The organism is Streptomyces odonnellii, from assembly GCF_000981895.1.
Taxonomy (GTDB): domain Bacteria; phylum Actinomycetota; class Actinomycetes; order Streptomycetales; family Streptomycetaceae; genus Streptomyces; species Streptomyces odonnellii.
In genome coordinates this window covers 25,288-45,229 of the sequence record NZ_LATD01000077.1, presented here as the reverse complement: position 1 = coordinate 45,229, position 19,942 = coordinate 25,288, and the positions used below count along the sequence as shown (strand labels likewise).

The window sequence follows — 19,942 nt, the reverse complement described above, 5'->3', positions numbered from 1 at the left end:
CCACAAAGCCCCCGACCACGACGCCCCACCAGAACCCCACCCACCGCTCAGCGCCCGCGACACCACGCGCACACCGTCGCTGACACCGGCCCCAGCACGCCGCAGGCCCGACCGGAAACACCGGTCGGGCCTGCGGCATACAGACGGACTCAACGGTTCACACAAGCTTTCGCCACTGCCTTCTCCGCATGGGCAACGACCAGCGAAAACGCCCAGTGACCTGCCTGCTTGGCGGCTCGGCCGACAAGTTTTCAGCCGCTCCACGCCTTGGAGTACGCCGGGTCTACCAACGAGCCCCCATCGTTCCGCGGCTACGCCCGCGAGTCGGGCTCGCGTTACGCGGATGGGCAGGATTGAGGAACCACTTACGGGCCGAGGTGAGCCACCAGGTGCCGCAGAAGGCGATGACGACGCCGACGGCGATCGGTGCGTAGTTGAAGGTCTTCGCGGTGATCGGTGAGCTCTGCGGCAGCATGAACAGCACCGTGATCACCATGACCCACGCGACGGCGATCGTGCCGACGATGGTGGACCAGGAGCCGAGGTGCCAAGGGCCGCGCTCGAACCGGTCTCCCTTGCGAAGTCGCAGGAAGGTGGGGATCACGTAGGCGATGTAGAGGCCGATGGTCGCGATCGAGGTGACGGCTGCGTACGCGGTGCTGTTCCACAGGTAGGGCAGGCCAAGGGCGAAGGCACCGCCGGTGGCGAGCCAGACGGCGTTGGTGGGAGTGCGGGTGGCCGGGTTGAGCTTGTGCCACGTACTGGAGAAGGGCAGCGCGCCGTCGCGGGAGAAGGCGTAGATCATACGGGAGTTGGCGGTCACGGACGCCATCCCGCAGAAGAGCTGGGCAACGATGATGACGAGGAGCAGCCATTTGCCAGCCGCCGCGCCAAGCGCGTCCATGAGGATCTGCGCCGGGGGCACCCCCGTGTCCGTCGTGAGGGCGCCCTCGTAGGACTGGATGGCGTAGGTGAAGCCGAAGAGGAGAACGAATCCGGCCACGAGGGAGACGAGGATCGAGCGGACGATTCCCTTGGGGCCGGCGGTGGAGGCGTCGATGGTCTCCTCGGTCATGTGGGCGGAGGCGTCGTAGCCGGTGAAGGTGTACTGCGCCATCAGCAGGCCCAGCAGCACCACGTAGACGCTCGACGAGAAGCCGGTGTTGTTGACGAACTCGCCGAACACGAAGTGGGTCGACTGGTGGTGGCCGGGGACGAGCACCAGGGCGCCGCAGATGACGATGACGCCGAGGATGTGCCACCAGATGGACACCTCGTTGAGGAGGGCGACGATGCGCACGCCGAAGGTGTTCAGGACGCCGTGCAGGGCGAGGATGATCCCGAACAGCGTGATGGTGTGGCCGGGCGTGGCGGCGTAGCCGAATTGGAGGTCGAGAAGGGCGTTGAGGAAGTTGGCGGCGCCGAAGTCGATGCCCGCGGTGACAGCTATCTGGCCGAGGGTGTTGAACCAGCCGGTGAACCACGCCCACGCCGCCGCCGTGCGCTTGGGGGCCATGCGGTGCGCCCAGAAGTACAGGCCCGCGCTGGTGGGGTAGGAGGAGCAGACCTCGGCCATCGACAGCCCGACGAGAAGCGTCATGACGCCGACGAGCAACCAGCCCCACATGATCACCGCCGGCCCGCCGGTGTTCATGCCATAGCCGTACAAGGTCATGCAGCCGGACAGGATGGAGATGATCGTGAAGCTGACACCGAAGTTGGCGCGGCCGGACATCGAGCGGGAGAGCGTCTGCTGGTAGCCGAGCTGCTTGAGGCGTTCCTCGTCGGAGACGCGGGAGACATCGAGAGGCACAGGGAGTCCGTCCTTCGTACGTGAGATACCGGAGAGGGGTGGGGCGGGGTGCTCAGTGGCGCCGGCGCCGCGGCGGGCTGTAGGCCCAGGCGCGGTGCCGCAGGAACAGCTCGCGGGCCTGGCCGCAGTACGACCACGGGACCCGCGTGGCGTACGGGCCGATCGCGTCGAAGACCTCCAGGGCCTCGTTGTGGCGGTTCGCGAACGACAGAGCGTGGGCGAGGTAGTTGGCGTCATCGGCGAAGCAGGCGTGGGGGCGCGGGGCGCGGTAGCGCCACCAGTGCTCCAGCACGTGGTCGATCTGCGGGCACTCGACCCAGGGGTGGATCGTCAAGCCGTAGGACGTTTGGTCCTGCTCTTGGCGGGACCGGTGCGCCTCCGCCAGGACGACCAACGGCAGGACGGCGATGGGCAAGCCTCCGGGGGCGGCGGATGCCTGTTCCTCGGCCCACCACGCGGCCTCGCCCTGGGTGCCGTGGTTGCGGGGGAGCAGGTAGGCGACGACCTCGTGGTGCGCCTCGCGGTTCCAGGGGTCGCGTTGCTTGATCTCCTCCCACACACGGCCGAGCGTGTTCCGGTTGGGGGCGTGGGTGCGCAGCAGCGCGAGCATGACGACGAGAGGGGCGACGTCCTGCGGCCACACGTCCAGCGTGGTGCGGCAAGTGGCCCAGGCGTCCTCCATCAGCGCACGGCCCGCGTCGCGTCCGGCGATCATCGCGCGCAGGGCCTGCACGTTGGCGAGCAGGGCGAGGGCGTGCGGTGAGCGCGGTTCGGCCTTCGCCCAGGTGTCGGCGAACCTGAGCCGCGCCCCGGCCTCGGCGAGGGCCTGGAGGCGGAAGATCCGGCGGTCCCAGTCCGAGCCGGTGGAGGTCAGCAGGTCGCGTGGGCCTTCCCAGCGACCCATTGAGGCGTCTTCGAGGACCCGCCGCAATACCTCGTCGTCCCTCGCCGGATGCGTGTCGAGAAATCGTCCGGTTCTCATTCCTTCTCGCCCCCGTCCGCGCCCGACCACCTCGGCTGTCGGGCCGCCGGGCCGTGGCCCCGCGCCTCTCGCGCCCGTAGCCCGCGAGGCCGGGAGCAGGCTGATTCCCGGCCTCCAGGACCAGGCGTAGGGCGGCCGTAGGGCTCTACTTGATTGCGGGCTCGGTCGCGGTATCCGTATCCTTCTGGGCAACGCGTTGACGGAGACGAGTAGCCAGGGATCACGCGAGCCGAGAGAACCGCCGGTAGCTGCGAAGGCGGTCTCGCACCCCGAGGTGAAGACCCTCCTGAGCGCGGGGAGGAACGACCCCGGCTGGTGGTCCGATGCCCCGCCGGCCGGCCCCCGTCACCAGGCCCGAACGAGGCCGCCACCTGGTGGCGGCGAAAGTGCGGTGGTACCGCGAGTTGCCCTTCTCGCCCGCACTCCCAAGGGATCATGACGACGTCCTTCGGAGGACCGAAATGATCCACAGCGGCGTACACGTCTCCGACCTGCGACAACACGTCGGCCATACCGTTTCCGTTTGCGGATGGGTGAACACCCTCCGCCTGCAGAGCAAAATGCAGTTCGTCATCGTGCGGGACAACACCGGCATGGCGCAGGTGACCCACAAGCGCGACGGCGGCCCCCTGGAAGCCCAGCTCGAAGCCCTCACCCCCGAATCCGCCGTCCGCATCACCGGCCGCGTCGTCGACGCCGCCCAGGTGAAACTCGGCGGCCTGGAGATCGTCCCCGAGACGGTCGAGGTCCTGAACCGAGCCGCCACACCGCTGCCGATCGACGAGCACACCGGCGTGGAGCAGCGACTGGACTGGCGCTTCCTGGACGTGCGCCGCCGTCCCTCCACCCAGCTGATGTTCGCCGTGCAGACCACCCTGGAGCAGGGGATGCGTGAGTACGCCTACGCGCAGGGCGCCACGGAGATGCACACCCCCAAACTCATGGGCACCGCCTCGGAGTCCGGCGCTGAGGTCTTCAGGCTCGGCTACTTCGACCGCAGCGCCTACCTGGCGCAGTCGCCGCAGTTCTACAAGCAGATGGCGATCTCGGCCGGCATCGACAAGGTCTTCGAGATCGGGCCAGTCTTCCGCGCTGAGCCGTCGTTCACGTCCCGGCACGCCACCGAGTTCACAGGCGTCGACCTGGAGCTCGCCTGGATCGACGGCGTCGAGGACGTGATGGCGTTCGAGGAGCAGATGCTCGCCCACGCGATCGCCAAGGTCGCCGACGCGCATGGTGAGGCGATCGCCGAGCACTTCGGCGTCGAGATCACCGTTCCCACGACGCCCTTCCCCCGCGTCACGATGGCCGAAGCGCACGAGATCCTGCGCAAGGGCGGCTGGGACCCGGAGGGGATCAAGGAGGACCTGGACCCGGAGGGCGAGCGGAGCATCTCGACTCACATCAAGGAGGCCACCGGGCACGAGTTCGTGTTCATCACGCACTACCCGGTCGGCATCCGGCCCTTCTACCACATGCGGCCGACCGACGACCCGAGCGTGACCTTGAGCTTCGACCTGCTGTGGAACGGGCTGGAAGTCACCACCGGCGCCCAGCGTGAGCACCGGTACGACGTCCTGCTGAAGCAGGCCGCCGAGAAGGGCATGAGCCCCGAGCCGCTGCAGGACTACCTGAACGCGTTCCGGTACGGATGCCCGCCGCACGGCGGGCTCGGCATGGGCCTCGGCCGGGTGCTGATGGTGATGCTCGGCCTGGACTCCATCCGCGAGGCCACCTTCCTCTTCCGCGGACCGAACCGGCTCACCCCGTAACCGGCCGCGGGTCGCGTCCCACGACACGGGCCAGTGCCTCGTGTCGTGGGACGCGGTCTCAGTAGCGGACATTGCGCAGGTCATGCGTCCACGTCTCAGCGGGGTTCTTGTCCCAGTCGGCCCGCAGCACCAACTCCCTTTCGGAGAGGTGGCCTTGGTGGCGCAGTCCGCCGCGAGAAGAGCTCTTCCACTCCCTCTGGGAACTCGCATGCCCCTTCTTGCTAGCGTCGTTCCGTCGCCATGGAGGTCTAGTGCCGTCTTCTCTGTCCGCTACACCCCACGTGGACCTGCGAGTTGAGCCGGTCAACGAGGTACTCGCCCAGGTTGAGCGCGCCTTCCAAACGTCATTGGACCGGGAGACGCAGGTACGTAAACGGCGCTCGCTCGGTGCGCGTACCGACCGTGGCACCTGGGTGCGGATCGAGCGGCGCCGGTTCGACAAGATCGGGAGCCAGGGCTGGAATGGAACCGAATGCGCCGCCCTGCTGGACGGGGTGGCCAGGCCCCAATGGCACCGGGGCACGGCTTGGCGTGAGCCCGATGACGCCGTGATGTGGCGGGCCGACGAGACGGACCTCCTGCCTGGAGCGCCGATCGGCAGCAGCGTCCTAGCCACCGACCCCCACCTGCCGGACGACTGGTGGCAGGCGCTGAATACGTCGCTGGACGCGCTGGCCATCCAGCAGACAAGGCGCGTGGCCACCCCGGACACCGTCACGATCACCCAGAGCGGTGTTACTGAGGCGATCCAGCGGTTCCTCCCTGCCGGAACCGACACGGCGTTGCGCCAGTGGCGGCCGGCACACGCCGACCTCAACTGGGCGAACATGACGGGACCACGGTTCTGCCTGTTCGACTGGGAGGACTGGGGCATGGCCCCTCAAGGTCTGGACGCGGCGTCGCTGTGGGGGAACTCACTAGCCGTCCCAGCGCTGGCCGAGCGCGTCCGCCACGAACGGCGCGACAACTTGGAGAGCCGGGACGGCAAGCTGATGACCTTGTTCGTCTGCGCGAAGATCCTGGCCTCGGACGCCCACCCCGAGAACCCTCGCCTGGAACTGGCCCGCGACATGGCGGCACGAGTCGCGGACGACCTTCAGAGGGGCTGACGACCTGGTCGTGAGCGAAGGAGCCTCGCCGAAGCCGTGGGCCACCACCCCAGCAGCGACCACGAGCACCGCCGCAGGTGGGAAGGAGCAAGGAAGACAGACCGGCCCATGAGCCTCGGCCGACCTGACCGACCGTGGAGGTCGGCTCCTCTGCTCGCCAGGTACACAACAGTTCTGTCTGCCGGTTGATGGGAGAGTGGCCGTGTGACAGGTGACGAACTGTTGAGCGCGTTGGCGACGTTGCGGCGCGCCCAGATAGGCAACCGCCGCGCCCCGCACAAGCCGCTGCTCGTGCTGTGGCTGCTGGGGCGGTTCGCCGCTTCGGGAAGCACCGCGGTCACGTATGACGAAGCCGAAGAGCCCGTCAGCCGGCTGATCAATGACTTCGGGCCGTCGATGGCGAACCGTTCGAGGGCCAGGGACCGGGCCGCCATGCCCTTTGTCCATCTTGAGCGTGATCTGTGGAACCTGCGGGACCGGGACGGCAACCCCATCGGCCCGGATGCCCCGGAACGCGGAGGCTGGCTGCGTACCAGGGGAGCCCATGGCCGGCTGCATCCTCACATCGAGGGCCTGCTGGCCGGTCCGGGCACCTTGGCGGCGGCAGCCCGGCTCCTGCTCGACCAGCACTTCACCCCAGCCCTGGAAACCGCCATCTGCGACGCCGTCGGCCTGGACCTGCTCGGGCTGGAGAGCGCGGCGCACCACGGGCCGGCGAAGAAACGCCGTCGGCGGGCCGGGTTCGCGGAGGAGGTCCTTCAGGCGTACGCGTACGCCTGCGCTTTCTGCGGCTTCGACGGCGCGCTCGGACGTAACCCCGTCGGACTCGAAGCCGCACACGTCCGGTGGCACAGCCAGGACGGCCCGGACGCGGTCAACAACGGCCTGGCACTGTGCTCCCTGCACCACGCCCTGTTCGATCTGGGTGTCCTTGGGCTGACACCCGCCCTGCACATACAGGTCTCCCAGTCCTACGTAGCGCGCAGCCACGCGGGCCGGGCCATCGACGCTCTCCACGGCCGGCCCGTCACCACGCCCCGCCCCGGACTGCCCGGCATCGACCCCGACCACGTCGTATGGCACGGACTCCAGGTCTTCAAACGCCCCGCAACCCAGGCTGCCTAGAAACGCGCGGATCAGCCCTCGGCGCCGCGGCCCGCCCCGTTCTCAAGGTAGGCGGTTGCTGATCGCGCACGAGCACCGATCGCCGCATGGACACGGCGGGCCAGCCGAGGGATGAGCAGCCCGTCGATCTGGTCGGCCTGGTGGAACGCGAACTGGTCGACTTCCACCCCGTCCAGGACGATCTGGGCTCGCTGGTCAGCCGAGAGGATGCCTCCGTCGAAGACGAACAGCAGCTTGTCGCCCTCGGCCGGGTGGGGTGCCCAGTCCGCGACGAGGAGGCGGCCGATGGGCGGGGTGATGCCGATCTCCTCCTTGACCTCCCGAGCCGCGCCTTCGCTCGGGGTCTCGCCCGGGTGGAGGTAGCCGCCGGGGATCTCCCAGCCGGGCTTGTACGTGGGCTTGACCAGGAGCACGCGCCCGGCCTCGTCGAAGAACAGCACCCCGGCGGCGGTGCGGGGCCGGGCTACCGCCTCGTGGGCTTCGGAGTCGCTCATGGCAACGACTGTAGCCGTCGCGCACCAATCACCCGATGACGCGTAGCCGCTGAGCCACGCCGGCCAGCAGATGGCTCGGCTTGCCACGCTGTTGCCGTACCCAGACGGTCACCAGGTGGCGAGAGATGAAGTGGTAGCGGATCTGCTCGGGCGCGAGCTCCTCCGCGTCCAGGACGAGGGCGAGAGCTTCGTCCGTGCGGTTCTGAGCACTGTACGCGCGGGCCAGTTCCAGGCTGTGCCGGACGAGACTCTCCAACGGCAACCCGAGATGGGTGAAAGGACCGCTGCGCGGCCTGCGTCAGCGTGGAAGGCACCATCCTCCAAGCCGTCGCCATCATCGGAGTCCGCGGAACCCGCTGCATCGGCATGGCCAATTCGCAGCTCACGCTCATCCTCACCGCGACCGCCATCAACCTGATCCGCATCCACACCAGGTGGAACGCTCCCGCCCGCACAGCGCAGTTTGCCTATCGTCATCAATCGCCGCGCAGCTCATCGTGCCCGGCCGTTCGCAAGTAGCTTCCGCTGACTGCTCAGTCCCGGACAGATCGTCCGTGCCTCCGCACACCACTGCCCTCACGCTGAGCTCGTGCAGCGCAAGGATCGTCCAAAGCTCCGGCCTCATCCGTCACGTTGCCGCGTCGCTATCGTGGGGAACGCCCCTACATCACGGAAGGCAGCACGTATGCGTGGTCTCGGAGATCACCTGAGCATCGGCGAGCGGATCGCCTTCCACCGCAGACGCCGTGGCTACACGCAGCAGGTACTGGCCGGGCTCGTCGGCCGTAGCACGGACTGGCTGGCGAAAGCGGAGTCCGGTCGGCGCAAGCCGCCGCGTATCGACATGCTGGCCGAACTGGCCCGTGTGCTTCGCGTGCCGCTCGGAGAGCTGGTCGGCCAACCCGTGCTCATGGAGGATGAGAGGCAGCAGGACGATGTCCCGGCCGTGCGGGACGCGTTGATGAGTCCGCGTCGTCTCTCCCGGTTGCTGTTCGGGCCGGAAGCCGAGGCACAGCTCCCGAGCCCCGGCCCGACAGCCGAACTCGTAGAACAGACCTGGGACGACTACCAGTCCGGCCGGCTCGGCAAGGTGATCGCCGGGCTCCCCGGCCTCCTCCAGACCGCCCAGGAGCTTGAGGACCGCGCCGCGCGCTCCGCTGCGGAACGCCGGGACTGCTGGGCCGTTTCCGCTCGGGTGCACCACCTCGCCGCCACGACGCTCGCCAAGATCGGGGAGTCCGACATCTCGTGGCTCGCCGCCGAACGAGCCATGCGGGCCGCCGACGAATCCGGCGACCCACTGGTCCTGGCGTCCGCCGCGCGGTCCGGCACACATGCCTTGCTGGCCAATGGCCGGTATGACGACGCCATGGAGCTGGGCAACACCGCGTCGGCGTGGCTGTCGGCCCGGGTCGATGAGACCGATCCGGCCGCCCTGAGCCTGCTGGGCATGATCTATCTACGGGCTGCCATCGCGGCGGCTCGGCATCAGGACCGGGCCACGGCGACGAGTCTCCTGAACAGCGCAGAGGTGCTCGCCGACCAGCTCGGCTCCGACGAGAACCACTGGCAGACGAGCTTCGGGCCGACGAATGTCGTGCTACACCGGCTGTCGGTGGAGCTGGACCTCGACAACATCTCGTATGTCGTGGAGCACGGTGAGATCGATGTGGACCACATGCCCCCGGAACGCGGTGTCTCCCACCGCATCGACTACGCCCGTGCCCTCTCACTGGCGGGCCAGGGCGACAGCGCGTTCGCAGAGCTGCGTACAGCCGAGCAGGCGTCGCCACAGCTCGTGCGGAACAATCCCCGGGTACGGGACACGCTGCGCGACCTGATCAAGCAATTCCCGGTCACCGGCAGCGCTCGTTCGTCGGAGTTGTTCATGATGGCTCAACGATGCAGGGCGGTGGAGTGAACACCAAGAAGCGCGGAGTCCTCGGGGTCGTGGGCACGAGTGCTGGCGGAGTCGAAGCCTTGCGCACGGGGCTGGTGGAACCGGCTATGGCGCGTGGGTGGCGGGTCGCCGTGACGCTCACTCCGACGGCCGGCCGGTGGCTGCGGATGAACGGTGAGGTCGACCGGCTGGAGAAGCTGACCCGCCTGCCGGTGCGAGACGAGCCCCGGCTGCCCGGCGAGGCAAGACCGCACCCGAGCGTGGACTGCTACGTGGTCGCCCCCGCCAGCGCGAATACGGTCGCCAAACTCGCGACGGGTATCGCCGACAACCAGGCGCTGACGCAGGTGGGGGAAGCCATCGGCACCCTGGGGCTGCCGGTCGTCGTCTTCCCAAGGGTGAACGCCGCTCACGCCCGCCACCCCGCCTGGCGGGGCCATATCGCCGCGCTGCGAGAGGCCGAGGTTCACCTCGTCTACGGCCCGGACATCTGGCCGCTGCACGAGCCACGCGCGGCCCCCGCCGGGCGGGATCTGCCATGGGGGGCGGTGCTGGACGCGATCGACCGCGCCACGGATGCCGTGTAAGCCATGGAATGACGGCTCGTCAACTGCCTTGATCTGCGGGAACAGAGGACCCTGACAAACTGTCCGGGTCCTCTGTTCATGGCACGTCGAAGCTTGCTGCCATGCCGGAGATGGTCGAGCGACACAGCGCGGGGACCGCACAGACGGACCACCGCAGCCAGCGGTACGCCCCGTTCAGGCGCCTCGATGCCGTTGTCCGGCAGGGGTGGTGGCAGCGGTGACAGCGACCCTCCCCAGCGGGGAACCGGCGTCTGTCGGCACTGGGCTCCAGCAGGCAATCTGCGTGGACATCGCCCCGCAGCTCCACCTCGTGGCCCCCGTACGACACGCGGTCGTTGCCGCCCTCCGGCTGTGGGGTGTCCCCGAGGTCGCGGACGACATGGGACTGATCGCGACCGAATTGGTCGCCAACGCCATCCACCATGGCAACCCAGGCGGCGTGACCGCGATCCTGACGGTCCAGAACAGCGACGCGGTGCTGGAGGTCGAAGACGACAACGGCGGGCGCCCGGCCATACGGCAGGCCACCGAGGTTGACGAAGGCGGCCGGGGCCTGATCCTCGTCCAGGCACTCGCCGACCGGTGGGGATACCGGCCCGGCTCCTGCGGGCGGAAGACGGTGTGGGCGTCGCTCGCGCTGCCGGGAGCCAGGCCGGAGGATGCGTCGTGATCGCCTCCCGTCCACCGCACCATGGCATGTTCGACGACCGGAGGCAGGCCGCCGCCAGCATCGACCGGGTCTGGCGCCGCCCGCCGCCGTCCCAGCTCTTCCGCTGCGAAGCCTTCGCGATCCTGGACAGCCCGGACCGCCAGAGCGCGATCATCCGGCCGCTGTTCTGGCTCAGCAGAGTTACCGTCTCCGGCCCGGAAGCGGCTGTGGCGTGGGCCGCCGACCGGCTGGAACTGTTCGCCCGGTTCCTGGACGGGCCCGACATCAGCCGGGCCGGCCGGTGGACCGGCGACGAAGAAGCACGCTGGCGGGCGCTGCTGGCCCTGCGCGCCGGCAAGCGGCTGTCCTTCGAGGTCGTCGACCGCGACGGGGTCCACTACCAGGCCGTGGTCTGTCCCGTACGCGAGCGTCCCCGTGCCCGGCCCCAGGCTCCGCCCCTCCCCCGAGGACAGACGACCAGCGCCACCGGGCGCTACATCGACAGTGGAGGACGAGCATGCGGATGAGCATCGTGGTCGCGGTGCGAGGCAATATCGAAGCCTTGGGCGACCTGGCCAGGGCGGTCCGGGCACAGGACTATCCGGCCGAGGACCTTGAGCTGGTCGTGGTGGACAACCATCCAGCGCCGGTCCTGCCACCGGGACCGTACCGGTTGGGGCGCACGCCATGCCGGGTCGTGCACGAAGCACGGCCGGGGCTGTCGCGGGCGCGCAATACCGGGATCCGGCAGGCGCACGGCGAGATCGTGCTGATCACCGATCCGGACGCCCGTCCCGAGCCGGACTGGGCCCGGCGGATGGCCGCCGCCCTGAAGACCACGGGAGCGTACTGCGCGGGCGGCAAGGTGATCCCGTACTTCACCGGCGGGACCACCGCCAACGTACCCGCCGACGTACTCCAGTTGTTCGTACCACCTACGTGGCCACAGGCCACCGCGGAACTCGCCGCCCCGTTCTGGGCGGTCGGCTGCAACCTGGCGATCCGCCGGAGTCCGCTGCCGCGGTTCGACACCCGGCTCGGCGTTACCGGTCGGCGCCATCTGAGCTGCGAGGAACTGGAGTTCACCGTCCGTGCCCAGCTCAGCGGTCATCTGGTGGTCGTCGTGCCGGATGCCGTGGTGCACCGCGCGATCCATCCGGCCGACCTGACGCCCGCCGCCGTGCGGGGACGTGCTCTGTGGCACGGCGTCTCGGTGGCCCGGCTGCTGGCGATCCACCCCAGCGCGGACATCTACGACAGCTACCGACTGCGCGACGCACTCGCTCCCGCACGCCTGCGTAGCCGCATAGGTCGCCGCGGGGCGGTGGCCGACGTCGCGCGGGTCGTCGGGCTGCGGGCGGAACGACTCCGCCTGGCCATGGCCAGGACACGCACACACACCGCGAGCGCGGAGAAGTCCGCGACGAAGAAAGAGGTCTTCCATGAGTGACGTGCCAATAGCGGTCGGGTTAAATCTCGGACACGACGGCGGATGCGCGATCGTCGTCGGCGACCGGATCGTCGCGATCGCCGAGGAACGCCTGAACCGCACTCGGTACAGCGGCGGCTGGCAGGCCGCCCTCGCCTACTGCCTGGACGCGGCTGACCTCACCCTCGCGGACGTCGGCATCGTGGTCTTCTCATGCGTCGGTCCCCGTCTGGAGGACGGCTTCACGGGCGGTCTTGACCGCTACGGCATGGACACTCGCCGAATCGTGTCCGTCGACCACCACATGTCCCACGCCTACGGAGCGTTCTGCCTGTCCAACGCCGACGAGGCGCTGGTCGTGGTCGCGGACGGATCAGGCAACGACCACCAGACCGAGAGCTACTTCCTCGCCGACCGTACGGCGCTCACCCGGGTGGGCGGGAACCGTACGGGCAGGACTCGGGCGGGCGGAATCGGTGCGACGTACGAGGCGGTGACGAACTGGCTCGGCTTCGACGGGCAGGAGTCCGGCAAGACTATGGCCCTCGCCTCATACGGCGACCCCGAGGCCATCGGTCTTCCGCTCTTCGACGTCACCGACGCCCAGGTCGAAGGCCGTCTGGCACGGACCCACGACCGAGGGCTGGCGGAATTCGCCGCCGCGTCCGGGCTCGATCTCGGGAGACCGTACGCCTGGACCGAGCCACGGGCACGCGATCTGGCCGCCTGGGTCCAGACTCAGACCGAGGAGGCCCTCGCCGGGATCGTCACCCACCTGATGGCAGTGCACAGCCAGACCAACGTCTGCTTCGCCGGCGGAGTCGCGATGAACTGCGTCGCGAACGAGGCGATCCGCCGCCGCACCGGCGCCGACCTGTTCGTGCCCCCTCCGGCCTCGGACCGTGGCCAGGCCCTCGGGAACGCCCTTCATGGCATCCACCGGCTCACCGGCCGGATTCCCAGGATGCCACTGGCCGGACGGGACTCGTTCGGCCGGGCCTACACCGACGACGAAATCCATCTCGCGCTGCGCAGACACCCCTCCTCCGGCCTGACGGAGCGGCATCCGCACCGCCCGTTCGCCTACCGGCGCGAGTCCGACCCGGCCACCGCGGCGGCCGAACTGATCGCGCAGGGCAAACTGATCGGCTGGTTCAACGGCGGCAGCGAACTCGGCGCCCGCGCTCTCGGGTCACGCAGCATCCTCGCCGACCCCCGCCGGGCGGCGACGAGGGACGTGCTCAACACCAGGGTCAAGCATCGCGAGTTCTTCCGCCCGTTCGCCCCCGCGGTGCTGGCCGAGCGCGCCGACACGTGGTTCGAGGTCGATCGAGCCAGCCCTTACATGCTCTTCGCGCCGCAGGTGAGAGCACAGCGCCGCAACCAACTCGGCGCGGTCACCCATGTCGACGGCAGTGCGCGCGTCCAGACCGTCGATCGGGCCGTGCATCCGGCCTTCCACCGCCTGATCACCAGGTTCGGGGACCTCACCGGCGTGCCCGTCGTATTGAACACCTCCTTCAACGACACCGAGCCGATAGTGGAGACCCCCGCGCACGCGGTGGCCACGTTCTGCCACACCGACCTGGACGCCCTCGTCTTCAGCAGCGGCTTCGTAGCGGTGAAGACCGATGCCTGAATCCCGCCAGAGGCTTCGGGTCACGGTGCTCTTCGACACCGCCGGCTTCCAACGCTCCCTCCCGCTGACCGGAGCCGCCGCCCGCACACTGCACCTGAACCGGCATCTGGCCGAGGCCGGAGTAGAGTTGACGCTGCTGCTGTGCGACCTCAACCCCCGTTCCAGGCCCACCCGGCGCTGGCCGTTCCCGGTCCGCTATCTGCCCTACGACGCCGTGTACGAGGACACCGGGCCGCTGACCGCGCACGTGAAGGACCTCGCCCCCGATGTGCTGGTGATGTCCAACACGCAGTTGACCGTCCGCTACGGGCGCGCCCTCGCCGACGCCGCCGGGGCCGCCCTCGTGTACGAGATGCACGACGACGAGGCCGCCGTCGCCCGGACGATCGGCAACGCCGAGTGGGAGTGCCGCCAGGCCGCCGTCCTTCAGGCGGCAGCCGTGGCCGCGGCAGATGCCGTGGTGGTCTTCACCCGCCGTGACGCGGACCTCGCGACCGCTCTGCGTGCGACGGCGGTGCACGTGGTGCCGTGCGGTGTGGAGCCCGGTCCGACCCCACTTCGCGAACGTGAGACTCCGGGCTCGGCGGCGTTCGTCGGCAACCTCTTCTACGAGCCGAACGCCCGCGCCGCCGGCTTCCTCCGTACCCGGCTCGCCCCGGCGCTGGCACCGCGGGGCGGATACGTCGACGTGTACGGCCGGTACCCACGAGCCCTGCGCGCCCTCGGCACCGGCAGCACCGTACGGCTGCACGGCCCGGTACCGGATCTGCCGTCCGCGCTGTCGACAGCCGAGGTGGGGTTGGCGCCGCTGGACTCCGGCGGCGGGATGAAGCTGAAAGTGCTCCAGTACATGGCCGTCGGCCTGCCGGTCGTCGGCACAGCCGAGGCATTCGCCGGACTGCCCGCCCCGGACACCTTCGCGCTGGTCTCCACCGCCCCGTCCATGGACGACATACCCGGTCTGGTGGCCCGACTCCAGGACGACGCGCCCCTGCGCCGACAACTCGGCACAGCGGGCCGCCAACTGATCGAGACCGAGTTCTCCTGGGCAGCGGCAGCCGGACTGGCACATCGCGCCTATCGATCCGTACGCGGTATCTCAGGACCGGCGACAACACCGGCGGCCGGGTCGGGCGAAATCGAGAAACTCGCAGGCCAGACACCATACTGGCTCCACGAATGGCGAACACGGAAGGAACCCACCATGGGCGAAACACCTACATCGGCGAACGGCCGCGAGCACCCGGTGCTGGCACGGCTGGCAAGTGAGATCGACTGTGCGCGCCACGCCGCCGAATCCGCACTCGACACTGTCTTCGACCAGGCAGCGATCGTCGGCTACGGCGGCCGGTCCATGGTCTTCCTCTCCAAGGCCGCAGTCCTGAAGATCTATACGCACCGGCCCGCCGAACGGGCACGCCGCGAAACCATCGGCCTCCGCCTCGCCGCGTCGGTACCTGGTCTGCGCGTGCCCGAAGTCCTCGGCAACGACGATGTCGAAGGCGCCCTTTCATGGATGGCCGCCACCCGCCTGAACGGCACCGCCCCCGACAACACGCACGACGAGGACGAAACGTGGACGCTCGGCGAAGTCGCCGCGCGCCTCCACTCCCTGCCCGCCGACGCCCTCACCGAACTGCCGCCGTTCGGCCGCAACATCCGGCCCTTGGACGAGGACGCCCACCCCGTACGGGCCCGCCTGTCCGCAGTTCTCGACAAGACCGAACCCGACCAACAGACGGTGTGCGTAAGGGGGTTCGTCCACGGCGACTACTCCGCCCGCAACCTCCTGCTCACCCCCGGCCTGCCGCCTGGCCTGATCGACTTCGAAGGCTGCGGGGTGGGGTGCGTGTACGAGGACCTCACCAATCTGTACGTCCAGAACTGCCTGATCGACGGCCGCGACCCGGCCCTCGCCCTGTCCGGTTACGAAGACGAGAGCGCCCGCCTCGGCCGCCTCTCAGAGGTGGACGCCCGGCACCTGCTGTGGCACACCGCCCGCTACTTCCGGTGGGTCCTGCAGTGGGCCATCGAGATCGACACCGCGCTCGCCGACCAGATCATCGCCCTCGCACCGGGCGTTCTGGACGCTCTCGAATCCGACGGGACACCCCGGCTGTGATCGTCCTGGACGGCATGCCGGGCGCCGGCAAGACCACCCTGCTCCACCAACTCCAGACCGCGTTACCGCACCATCTGCTGGTCTTCCCCGAGGCCCAGCCCCCGGAGAACAGTTCCTCGGACACCGCGACCGCTCGGTTCCTCTTGGACGAGGCCCGAGACCGCATCAGCACCGCCCGGCACCTGTCGCGGACCCACCCGGGGGTGATCGTCGCCTCCGACCGGTGCCACATCGGAGTCCTCGCCTACCGCTACGCGCTGGCTGCCACCGGCCGGGCCCCGCACCGCGACTTCGAGCAGGCGTTGGCCCTGTGCCACGACCTCAACCTCGTAGGGCCGCACCCGGACCTCACCACTCTGGTCCTGCTGACCGACCCTGGCACCTCGATATCCCGGCGGTCCGCGTACGCGCACGATGAGCGCTACATCCTGTGGTTCGACCTCGGCTTCCTCACCGCCTACCGCCACTTCCTCGACAACCTGCCGGTCTGGATCCCCGCTGGCACCTTCACCACGCTCGACGTCACCGACGCCTCGGGCTGGCCAACGCTGCTCGACGCACTGCCACCCCACCTCGTCCGCCAGCTCTCGCCACGAGAAGCACTGACCGGCGGCCGATCAACGGAGGCGGTATGACACACGAGCCCGCAGCGGCGACCACCCGCCGCCTCCTGACCGCTTTGGCGGCCCCTCCCGACGACACGGCCACGACCGAAGCGGTGAACGGACTGCGCGCCACGGCCGCCGAGATACGAGCCTTCCTCGCCGACGCCGACGAACACGACACCGCGGCTGTGCCCTCCGAGGTCCTGCACGAGTGGCGGAACGCCCTGGCCCGATCCCACCGTGCACTGGAACAGACCGCCCCGGATGAATGGTCGCGTTGGCGGCTGCCTGGCACCTGGCTCGACTCCCACCTGCGCCTGCGGTCGCTGATCGCCCACGAGGTCGGCAAGGCGTACTGGGACGGCCGGCCCGAAGTCCATTACGCGGAGATCGACATCGAGCGGTATCTGTGGGGCGCCCGATGACCTCATCGTCTGCACAGGAAAAGCCCATGGACAAGTACGTGCGCACCGCCGCCGTCCTGCGCGACCTGCTGGGCGGGACCGACAACATCGTCTCGCTGGCGCACTGCGTCACCCGACTACGACTCACCCTCACCGACCGCGCCCGCGTCGACGACACCGCTCTGCGAGACCATCCCGCCGTCCTGGGAGTCCTGGAACGGGACACCTTCCAGATCGTGGTCGGCCCGGCCGCCGTCACCCCGCTGGCCGCAGCCCTCGCCCAGCTCCTGGCCGCCCCGTAACCACAGCCCCTGCCGACGCGTCACAGCCGGACCGGCACAACCGGCTCATCACCGCCAGCCGGTCCGGTACGCCGTCCATGCCAGCGCCGCCGCGGCCTCCCGGTCCTGATACGCCCGCAGCGCGGGCCGCGACGGGCGGCGGCGGGCCAACTCCCAGTGCCCGGCTACCGACACGGCCAGTGCCGTGACCGTGTCGGCATCCGCAGACTCCCATGCGGGAACCCCGGCCAAGGCCGCTTCCGCCGATGCTGGCGTATGACCATCCATAATCAGGTACGGGACAAGCCAGGCAGCGTCGAACCACGCGGCCCCGCGATACCCGAACGCCCAGTCGACGACGAACACGGTCCCGGTGGCATGCTCGCGCACCATGTTGTCCGGCCGCAGATCAGCGTGCAGAAGAGTGTCGCCCTCCGCCGCGGGCATCCACCGCGTCTCCCACTCGACCAGGTCAGCGATATGCCGCACGCACCACGAGGCGAGGTCGCCCGGCCGGTCGGCGGCCAGCGTCCGCCAGCAGCTCGAAACCCGGGCCATCGCCTCAGCCACCGGCCGCGCACCGGCATACGCGCACGGCGTCAGCACCTTCTCCATCGACGCCACGGTGTCCAGGCCCCCCGGAAGATCGGCAGAGCCTGGGGCCAGACTGGGATGACGCCCGTCAATGTCATCGAAAAGCAGCAGCACCCAGTCCTCGATCCCGCCCGACCACAGCAGAGCCGGCGAAGAGAAGCCGGTCGGAACAGCCGCCGCAACGGCCGCCTCCTGCTCATACATCCCCGCCAGCGGATGCCCCACTGGTATCCCCTTCACGAACAAGCGCCGACCATCCGCCAGCAAGAGCCGCGCAGCCAGACCCGACGTAAACCCGCCCTCCTGCGACACGGCCCGCAGCACTGGGGCACCGCTGCGGTCCGTGATTTCACCGCGTACCCCGGGCGGGAGGTCCTGCCACAGCAACCGAGGCTCTGAACTAGCAGCCATCAACACTCCTTCAAGAACAGCAGCATTCGACGCCGTCGGCCAACGGGCAACGCCGGTCGCCAGTCCTTGTCCGGGGGCTGCCACGGTGGCCGCGATCACACACTCGACTTGCTGCACAGCTGCCGCCGGGAGTATGGGAGTGCCCTTCTTGCAGCCAGTGTCGATGCCAGTGCCGACTCCCCTCAAATCCCGGAATCCGAGCGTCATAGCAGGGGGTTTCTAATCGGTCGACCCGCGGGAATCATTCAGACTGCGCGTTCAGCCAAGCCTCTATAATCATCGACGCCTCCTTTTGTTCGACTGCGGACTGTTCCAGATCTTCTTCCCATTCCACGCTGCTAAACAATCCTCCCTGCCGCCATTCATTCAACGGTGCTTCGAGGTCTTCACCATTAGCCTCGTCGAGAGCGCGCTTTGCCGCACTGTAGACCAATCGCAATTCGGCACCGACGACATGGTAGTCATCGTGTTCCGGAAGAAGCTGCTCATGCAGGGGCAATTTCTTGTCTACCTCGACGTATCCGAGATAACTGGCAACAGCTTCACGCATCGCCTCGTGCAGGTCCGCCGCCTGCTCCTCACTCAGCCCAGAAACGGTAGCGACAGCGAGGTTACAGGACCGGATCAGAGTAGTAAGCCCAGGCACTGTGAGGGACTTCCAGAGCGCGGGTTCCCTGGCAAGGAAACGAGCAGCGAGGTCAGCGGGCGCAGCACCGTTACCGTCGAAGAATAGACTCGCGACGGCCATACCCAGATCACGCCGATACTCTGGGACGACTCGCGAGACCTGGGTCAGCACATCTCGATCGATCTGCCCGGGCACACTTTATCTTCATCGAATAGTAGAGCGACACTTTTGCGACTCACGTTTTCCCTTCCCTGCGATTGAACGCCGTCGAGCTGCAACAGCTCCGAACTTGACAATTCATTACAAAAGTCCGCCAACGTCAAACCGGGCGGCTCCGGCAGAACAGAATTCTTCATATACTCAAACTGAGCCTGCACCAAGGTCTCCGGCTGCCCGAACACAAGCGCGGATATTCGAATGTTCCCCTCTTCCGATACCGACGCCACAGTTCCGATACCCGAGAAAACCAGCGGATTCCGAGCAGCTTCATGAAGCGTTGTATTCGCCGTCGCCGTCGTCAGCCAACGCGGGTCGAAGGTAATGATCACCTTCCTTGCCCCGACAGGGAAAATGAGGTGAGGATCCTTGGTCAGGACTCCAGTCGGCTCCTTCAGCGGAACCTCGGGCGGGTTGCTGCAGCGCATAGCGCTTTCGAAAGAGACCAGAAGGCCACGATGCACCTTATCTGCGGTGCGCTCTAAGAGCGTCATCGCCTCCGCGTCCCATGTCTCGAACAAGGGGCGAACGATCCGGACAAACTCCCCCGGCGCCATCCCCTGCCCGCCAAACGGTCTCGTGATGTCGAGTCCGGCTCTCCGTGCCGCAGCCGCCACCGCGTTGCCCTGCGTGAGCATCGCCACCCGTGGCAGGTTAACCAAGTCGACACTGGAGAACCGGGCTCGCCAGATCTGTGACGACCTGCGCAATTCCTCGGCGAGGGCCTCATCGGTATCCTCGGCTACCGGCAGCGAGCCCGGCATTGTGATATTCACGCCGCCATGGATCGTCCCTGCTTGGATAGCCGGGCCAGTCACCTGCCCAGAGAGCTCGTTTCTGACATCAGACGGTTCCGGGGAGGCACCCTCTCCGCCCCCTACTTGCTCCACTGCTGCCTCCCCCTCATTCTCAAAGCGCGTGATCAGCCCATCAGACAGGCAGTAAACACCATCTGCCGTACCTATAAAGGGTGTTCAGGACAACCCGAAGATTGCTACCTGACGGCACGGAAAGGCCGCTCCCAGCGGCTAAGGGGGAGCGGGCAACCAACTCAGAACCAATGGTGAACGGGCCACTGGGAGCGGCTCGCCGAGCTCATGCTGCAGTGACAGCCAGCGGAGCTGGTCTCATTCGGCTCGCCCGTCCGGACGGGGCCACCCCGAGCGCTACGCCCCAGGTCAG

The 19,942-nt window shown here is 68.3% G+C and carries 21 protein-coding genes; 14 read left to right on the top strand and 7 right to left on the bottom strand.

From position 1 onward, the window contains the following. Window positions 1–283 precede the first annotated feature (283 nt). Both WH07_RS09425 and WH07_RS09420 read right to left on the bottom strand, forming a co-directional pair. The gene (locus WH07_RS09425; protein ID WP_046497791.1) at window positions 284–1,813 is read right to left on the bottom strand and encodes an amino acid permease; all 1,530 of its coding nucleotides are present in this window, start codon (window positions 1,811–1,813) and stop codon (window positions 284–286) included. 52 nt (window positions 1,814–1,865) lie between these two features. Then, window positions 1,866–2,717 (bottom strand): hypothetical protein, encoded by an 852-nt coding sequence (locus tag WH07_RS09420; RefSeq protein ID WP_046497789.1) that lies wholly within the window; start codon window positions 2,715–2,717, stop codon window positions 1,866–1,868. Between the two features lie 539 nt (window positions 2,718–3,256). Here WH07_RS09420 and aspS point away from each other — a divergent pair. The 3 genes from aspS (at window position 3,257) to WH07_RS09405 (ending at window position 6,801) form a co-directional block, all read left to right on the top strand. Further along, window positions 3,257–4,567 carry an aspartate--tRNA(Asn) ligase gene (gene aspS, locus WH07_RS09415; protein WP_046497786.1) on the top strand — a complete coding sequence of 437 codons (1,311 nt, stop codon included), beginning with the start codon at window positions 3,257–3,259 and terminating at the stop codon, window positions 4,565–4,567. A 251-nt stretch (window positions 4,568–4,818) separates the two neighbouring features. Continuing rightward, a complete protein-coding gene (locus WH07_RS09410; protein ID WP_046497784.1) occupies window positions 4,819–5,676 on the top strand; it encodes a hypothetical protein in 858 nt (285 codons plus the stop codon). A 204-nt stretch (window positions 5,677–5,880) separates the two neighbouring features. Beyond that, window positions 5,881–6,801: a phosphorothioated DNA-binding restriction endonuclease gene (locus WH07_RS09405; protein WP_052744311.1), complete on the top strand. Its 921-nt coding sequence runs from the start codon at window positions 5,881–5,883 to the stop codon at window positions 6,799–6,801. 11 nt (window positions 6,802–6,812) lie between these two features. Here WH07_RS09405 and WH07_RS09400 read toward each other — a convergent pair whose 3' ends face one another. Then, entirely contained in the window at window positions 6,813–7,295 is a 483-nt protein-coding gene (locus tag WH07_RS09400) for an NUDIX domain-containing protein (protein WP_046497781.1), read from the bottom strand. 28 nt (window positions 7,296–7,323) lie between these two features. Continuing rightward, entirely contained in the window at window positions 7,324–7,551 is a 228-nt protein-coding gene (locus WH07_RS09395) for a hypothetical protein (protein WP_046497779.1), read from the bottom strand. 47 nt (window positions 7,552–7,598) lie between these two features. Between WH07_RS09395 and WH07_RS09390 the strand changes: the two genes are divergently transcribed. The 11 genes from WH07_RS09390 to WH07_RS09340 all read left to right on the top strand — a co-directional run bounded on the left by WH07_RS09390 (window position 7,599) and on the right by WH07_RS09340 (window position 16,932). Next, entirely contained in the window at window positions 7,599–7,814 is a 216-nt protein-coding gene (locus WH07_RS09390; protein WP_046497776.1) for a hypothetical protein, read from the top strand. Between the two features lie 166 nt (window positions 7,815–7,980). Beyond that, window positions 7,981–9,216, top strand: coding sequence for a helix-turn-helix domain-containing protein (locus WH07_RS09385; RefSeq protein WP_046497773.1), 1,236 nt, complete (start codon window positions 7,981–7,983; stop codon window positions 9,214–9,216). Further along, window positions 9,213–9,782 (top strand): flavoprotein, encoded by a 570-nt coding sequence (locus tag WH07_RS09380; protein WP_232788794.1) that lies wholly within the window; start codon window positions 9,213–9,215, stop codon window positions 9,780–9,782. The genes WH07_RS09385 and WH07_RS09380 overlap by 4 nt, the downstream gene beginning before the upstream one ends. Before the next feature lie 217 nt (window positions 9,783–9,999). Continuing rightward, the gene (locus tag WH07_RS09375) at window positions 10,000–10,452 is read left to right on the top strand and encodes an ATP-binding protein (protein WP_157877312.1); all 453 of its coding nucleotides are present in this window, start codon (window positions 10,000–10,002) and stop codon (window positions 10,450–10,452) included. Next, window positions 10,449–10,958, top strand: coding sequence for a hypothetical protein (locus WH07_RS39650; RefSeq protein ID WP_046497766.1), 510 nt, complete (start codon window positions 10,449–10,451; stop codon window positions 10,956–10,958). The genes WH07_RS09375 and WH07_RS39650 overlap by 4 nt, the downstream gene beginning before the upstream one ends. Next, entirely contained in the window at window positions 10,949–11,881 is a 933-nt protein-coding gene (locus tag WH07_RS39645) for a glycosyltransferase (protein WP_046497764.1), read from the top strand. Before WH07_RS39650 ends, WH07_RS39645 begins: the two co-directional genes overlap by 10 nt. After that, a complete protein-coding gene (locus tag WH07_RS09360; RefSeq protein WP_046497761.1) occupies window positions 11,874–13,499 on the top strand; it encodes a carbamoyltransferase family protein in 1,626 nt (541 codons plus the stop codon). Before WH07_RS39645 ends, WH07_RS09360 begins: the two co-directional genes overlap by 8 nt. After that, complete coding sequence (locus WH07_RS09355) at window positions 13,492–15,621, top strand: phosphotransferase (protein ID WP_079023092.1); 2,130 nt, start codon at window positions 13,492–13,494, stop codon at window positions 15,619–15,621. Before WH07_RS09360 ends, WH07_RS09355 begins: the two co-directional genes overlap by 8 nt. Then, window positions 15,618–16,256 (top strand): nucleoside/nucleotide kinase family protein, encoded by a 639-nt coding sequence (locus WH07_RS09350; protein WP_046497755.1) that lies wholly within the window; start codon window positions 15,618–15,620, stop codon window positions 16,254–16,256. Before WH07_RS09355 ends, WH07_RS09350 begins: the two co-directional genes overlap by 4 nt. Next, on the top strand, window positions 16,253–16,651 hold the full coding sequence (locus WH07_RS09345; protein ID WP_046497752.1) for a hypothetical protein: 399 nt from the start codon (window positions 16,253–16,255) through the stop codon (window positions 16,649–16,651). The genes WH07_RS09350 and WH07_RS09345 overlap by 4 nt, the downstream gene beginning before the upstream one ends. A 26-nt stretch (window positions 16,652–16,677) precedes the next feature. Further along, window positions 16,678–16,932 (top strand): PTS glucose/sucrose transporter subunit IIB, encoded by a 255-nt coding sequence (locus WH07_RS09340; protein WP_046497749.1) that lies wholly within the window; start codon window positions 16,678–16,680, stop codon window positions 16,930–16,932. A 48-nt stretch (window positions 16,933–16,980) separates the two neighbouring features. Here WH07_RS09340 and WH07_RS09335 read toward each other — a convergent pair whose 3' ends face one another. The 3 genes from WH07_RS09335 to WH07_RS09325 all read right to left on the bottom strand — a co-directional run bounded on the left by WH07_RS09335 (window position 16,981) and on the right by WH07_RS09325 (window position 19,536). After that, complete coding sequence (locus WH07_RS09335; RefSeq protein ID WP_046497746.1) at window positions 16,981–17,916, bottom strand: phosphotransferase; 936 nt, start codon at window positions 17,914–17,916, stop codon at window positions 16,981–16,983. Between the two features lie 241 nt (window positions 17,917–18,157). After that, on the bottom strand, window positions 18,158–18,715 hold the full coding sequence (locus WH07_RS39640) for a hypothetical protein (RefSeq protein WP_157877310.1): 558 nt from the start codon (window positions 18,713–18,715) through the stop codon (window positions 18,158–18,160). Next, window positions 18,709–19,536, bottom strand: a complete 828-nt coding sequence (locus WH07_RS09325) for a hypothetical protein (RefSeq protein WP_157877308.1) — start codon at window positions 19,534–19,536, stop codon at window positions 18,709–18,711. The genes WH07_RS39640 and WH07_RS09325 overlap by 7 nt, the downstream gene beginning before the upstream one ends. Window positions 19,537–19,942: the final 406 nt, after the last annotated feature.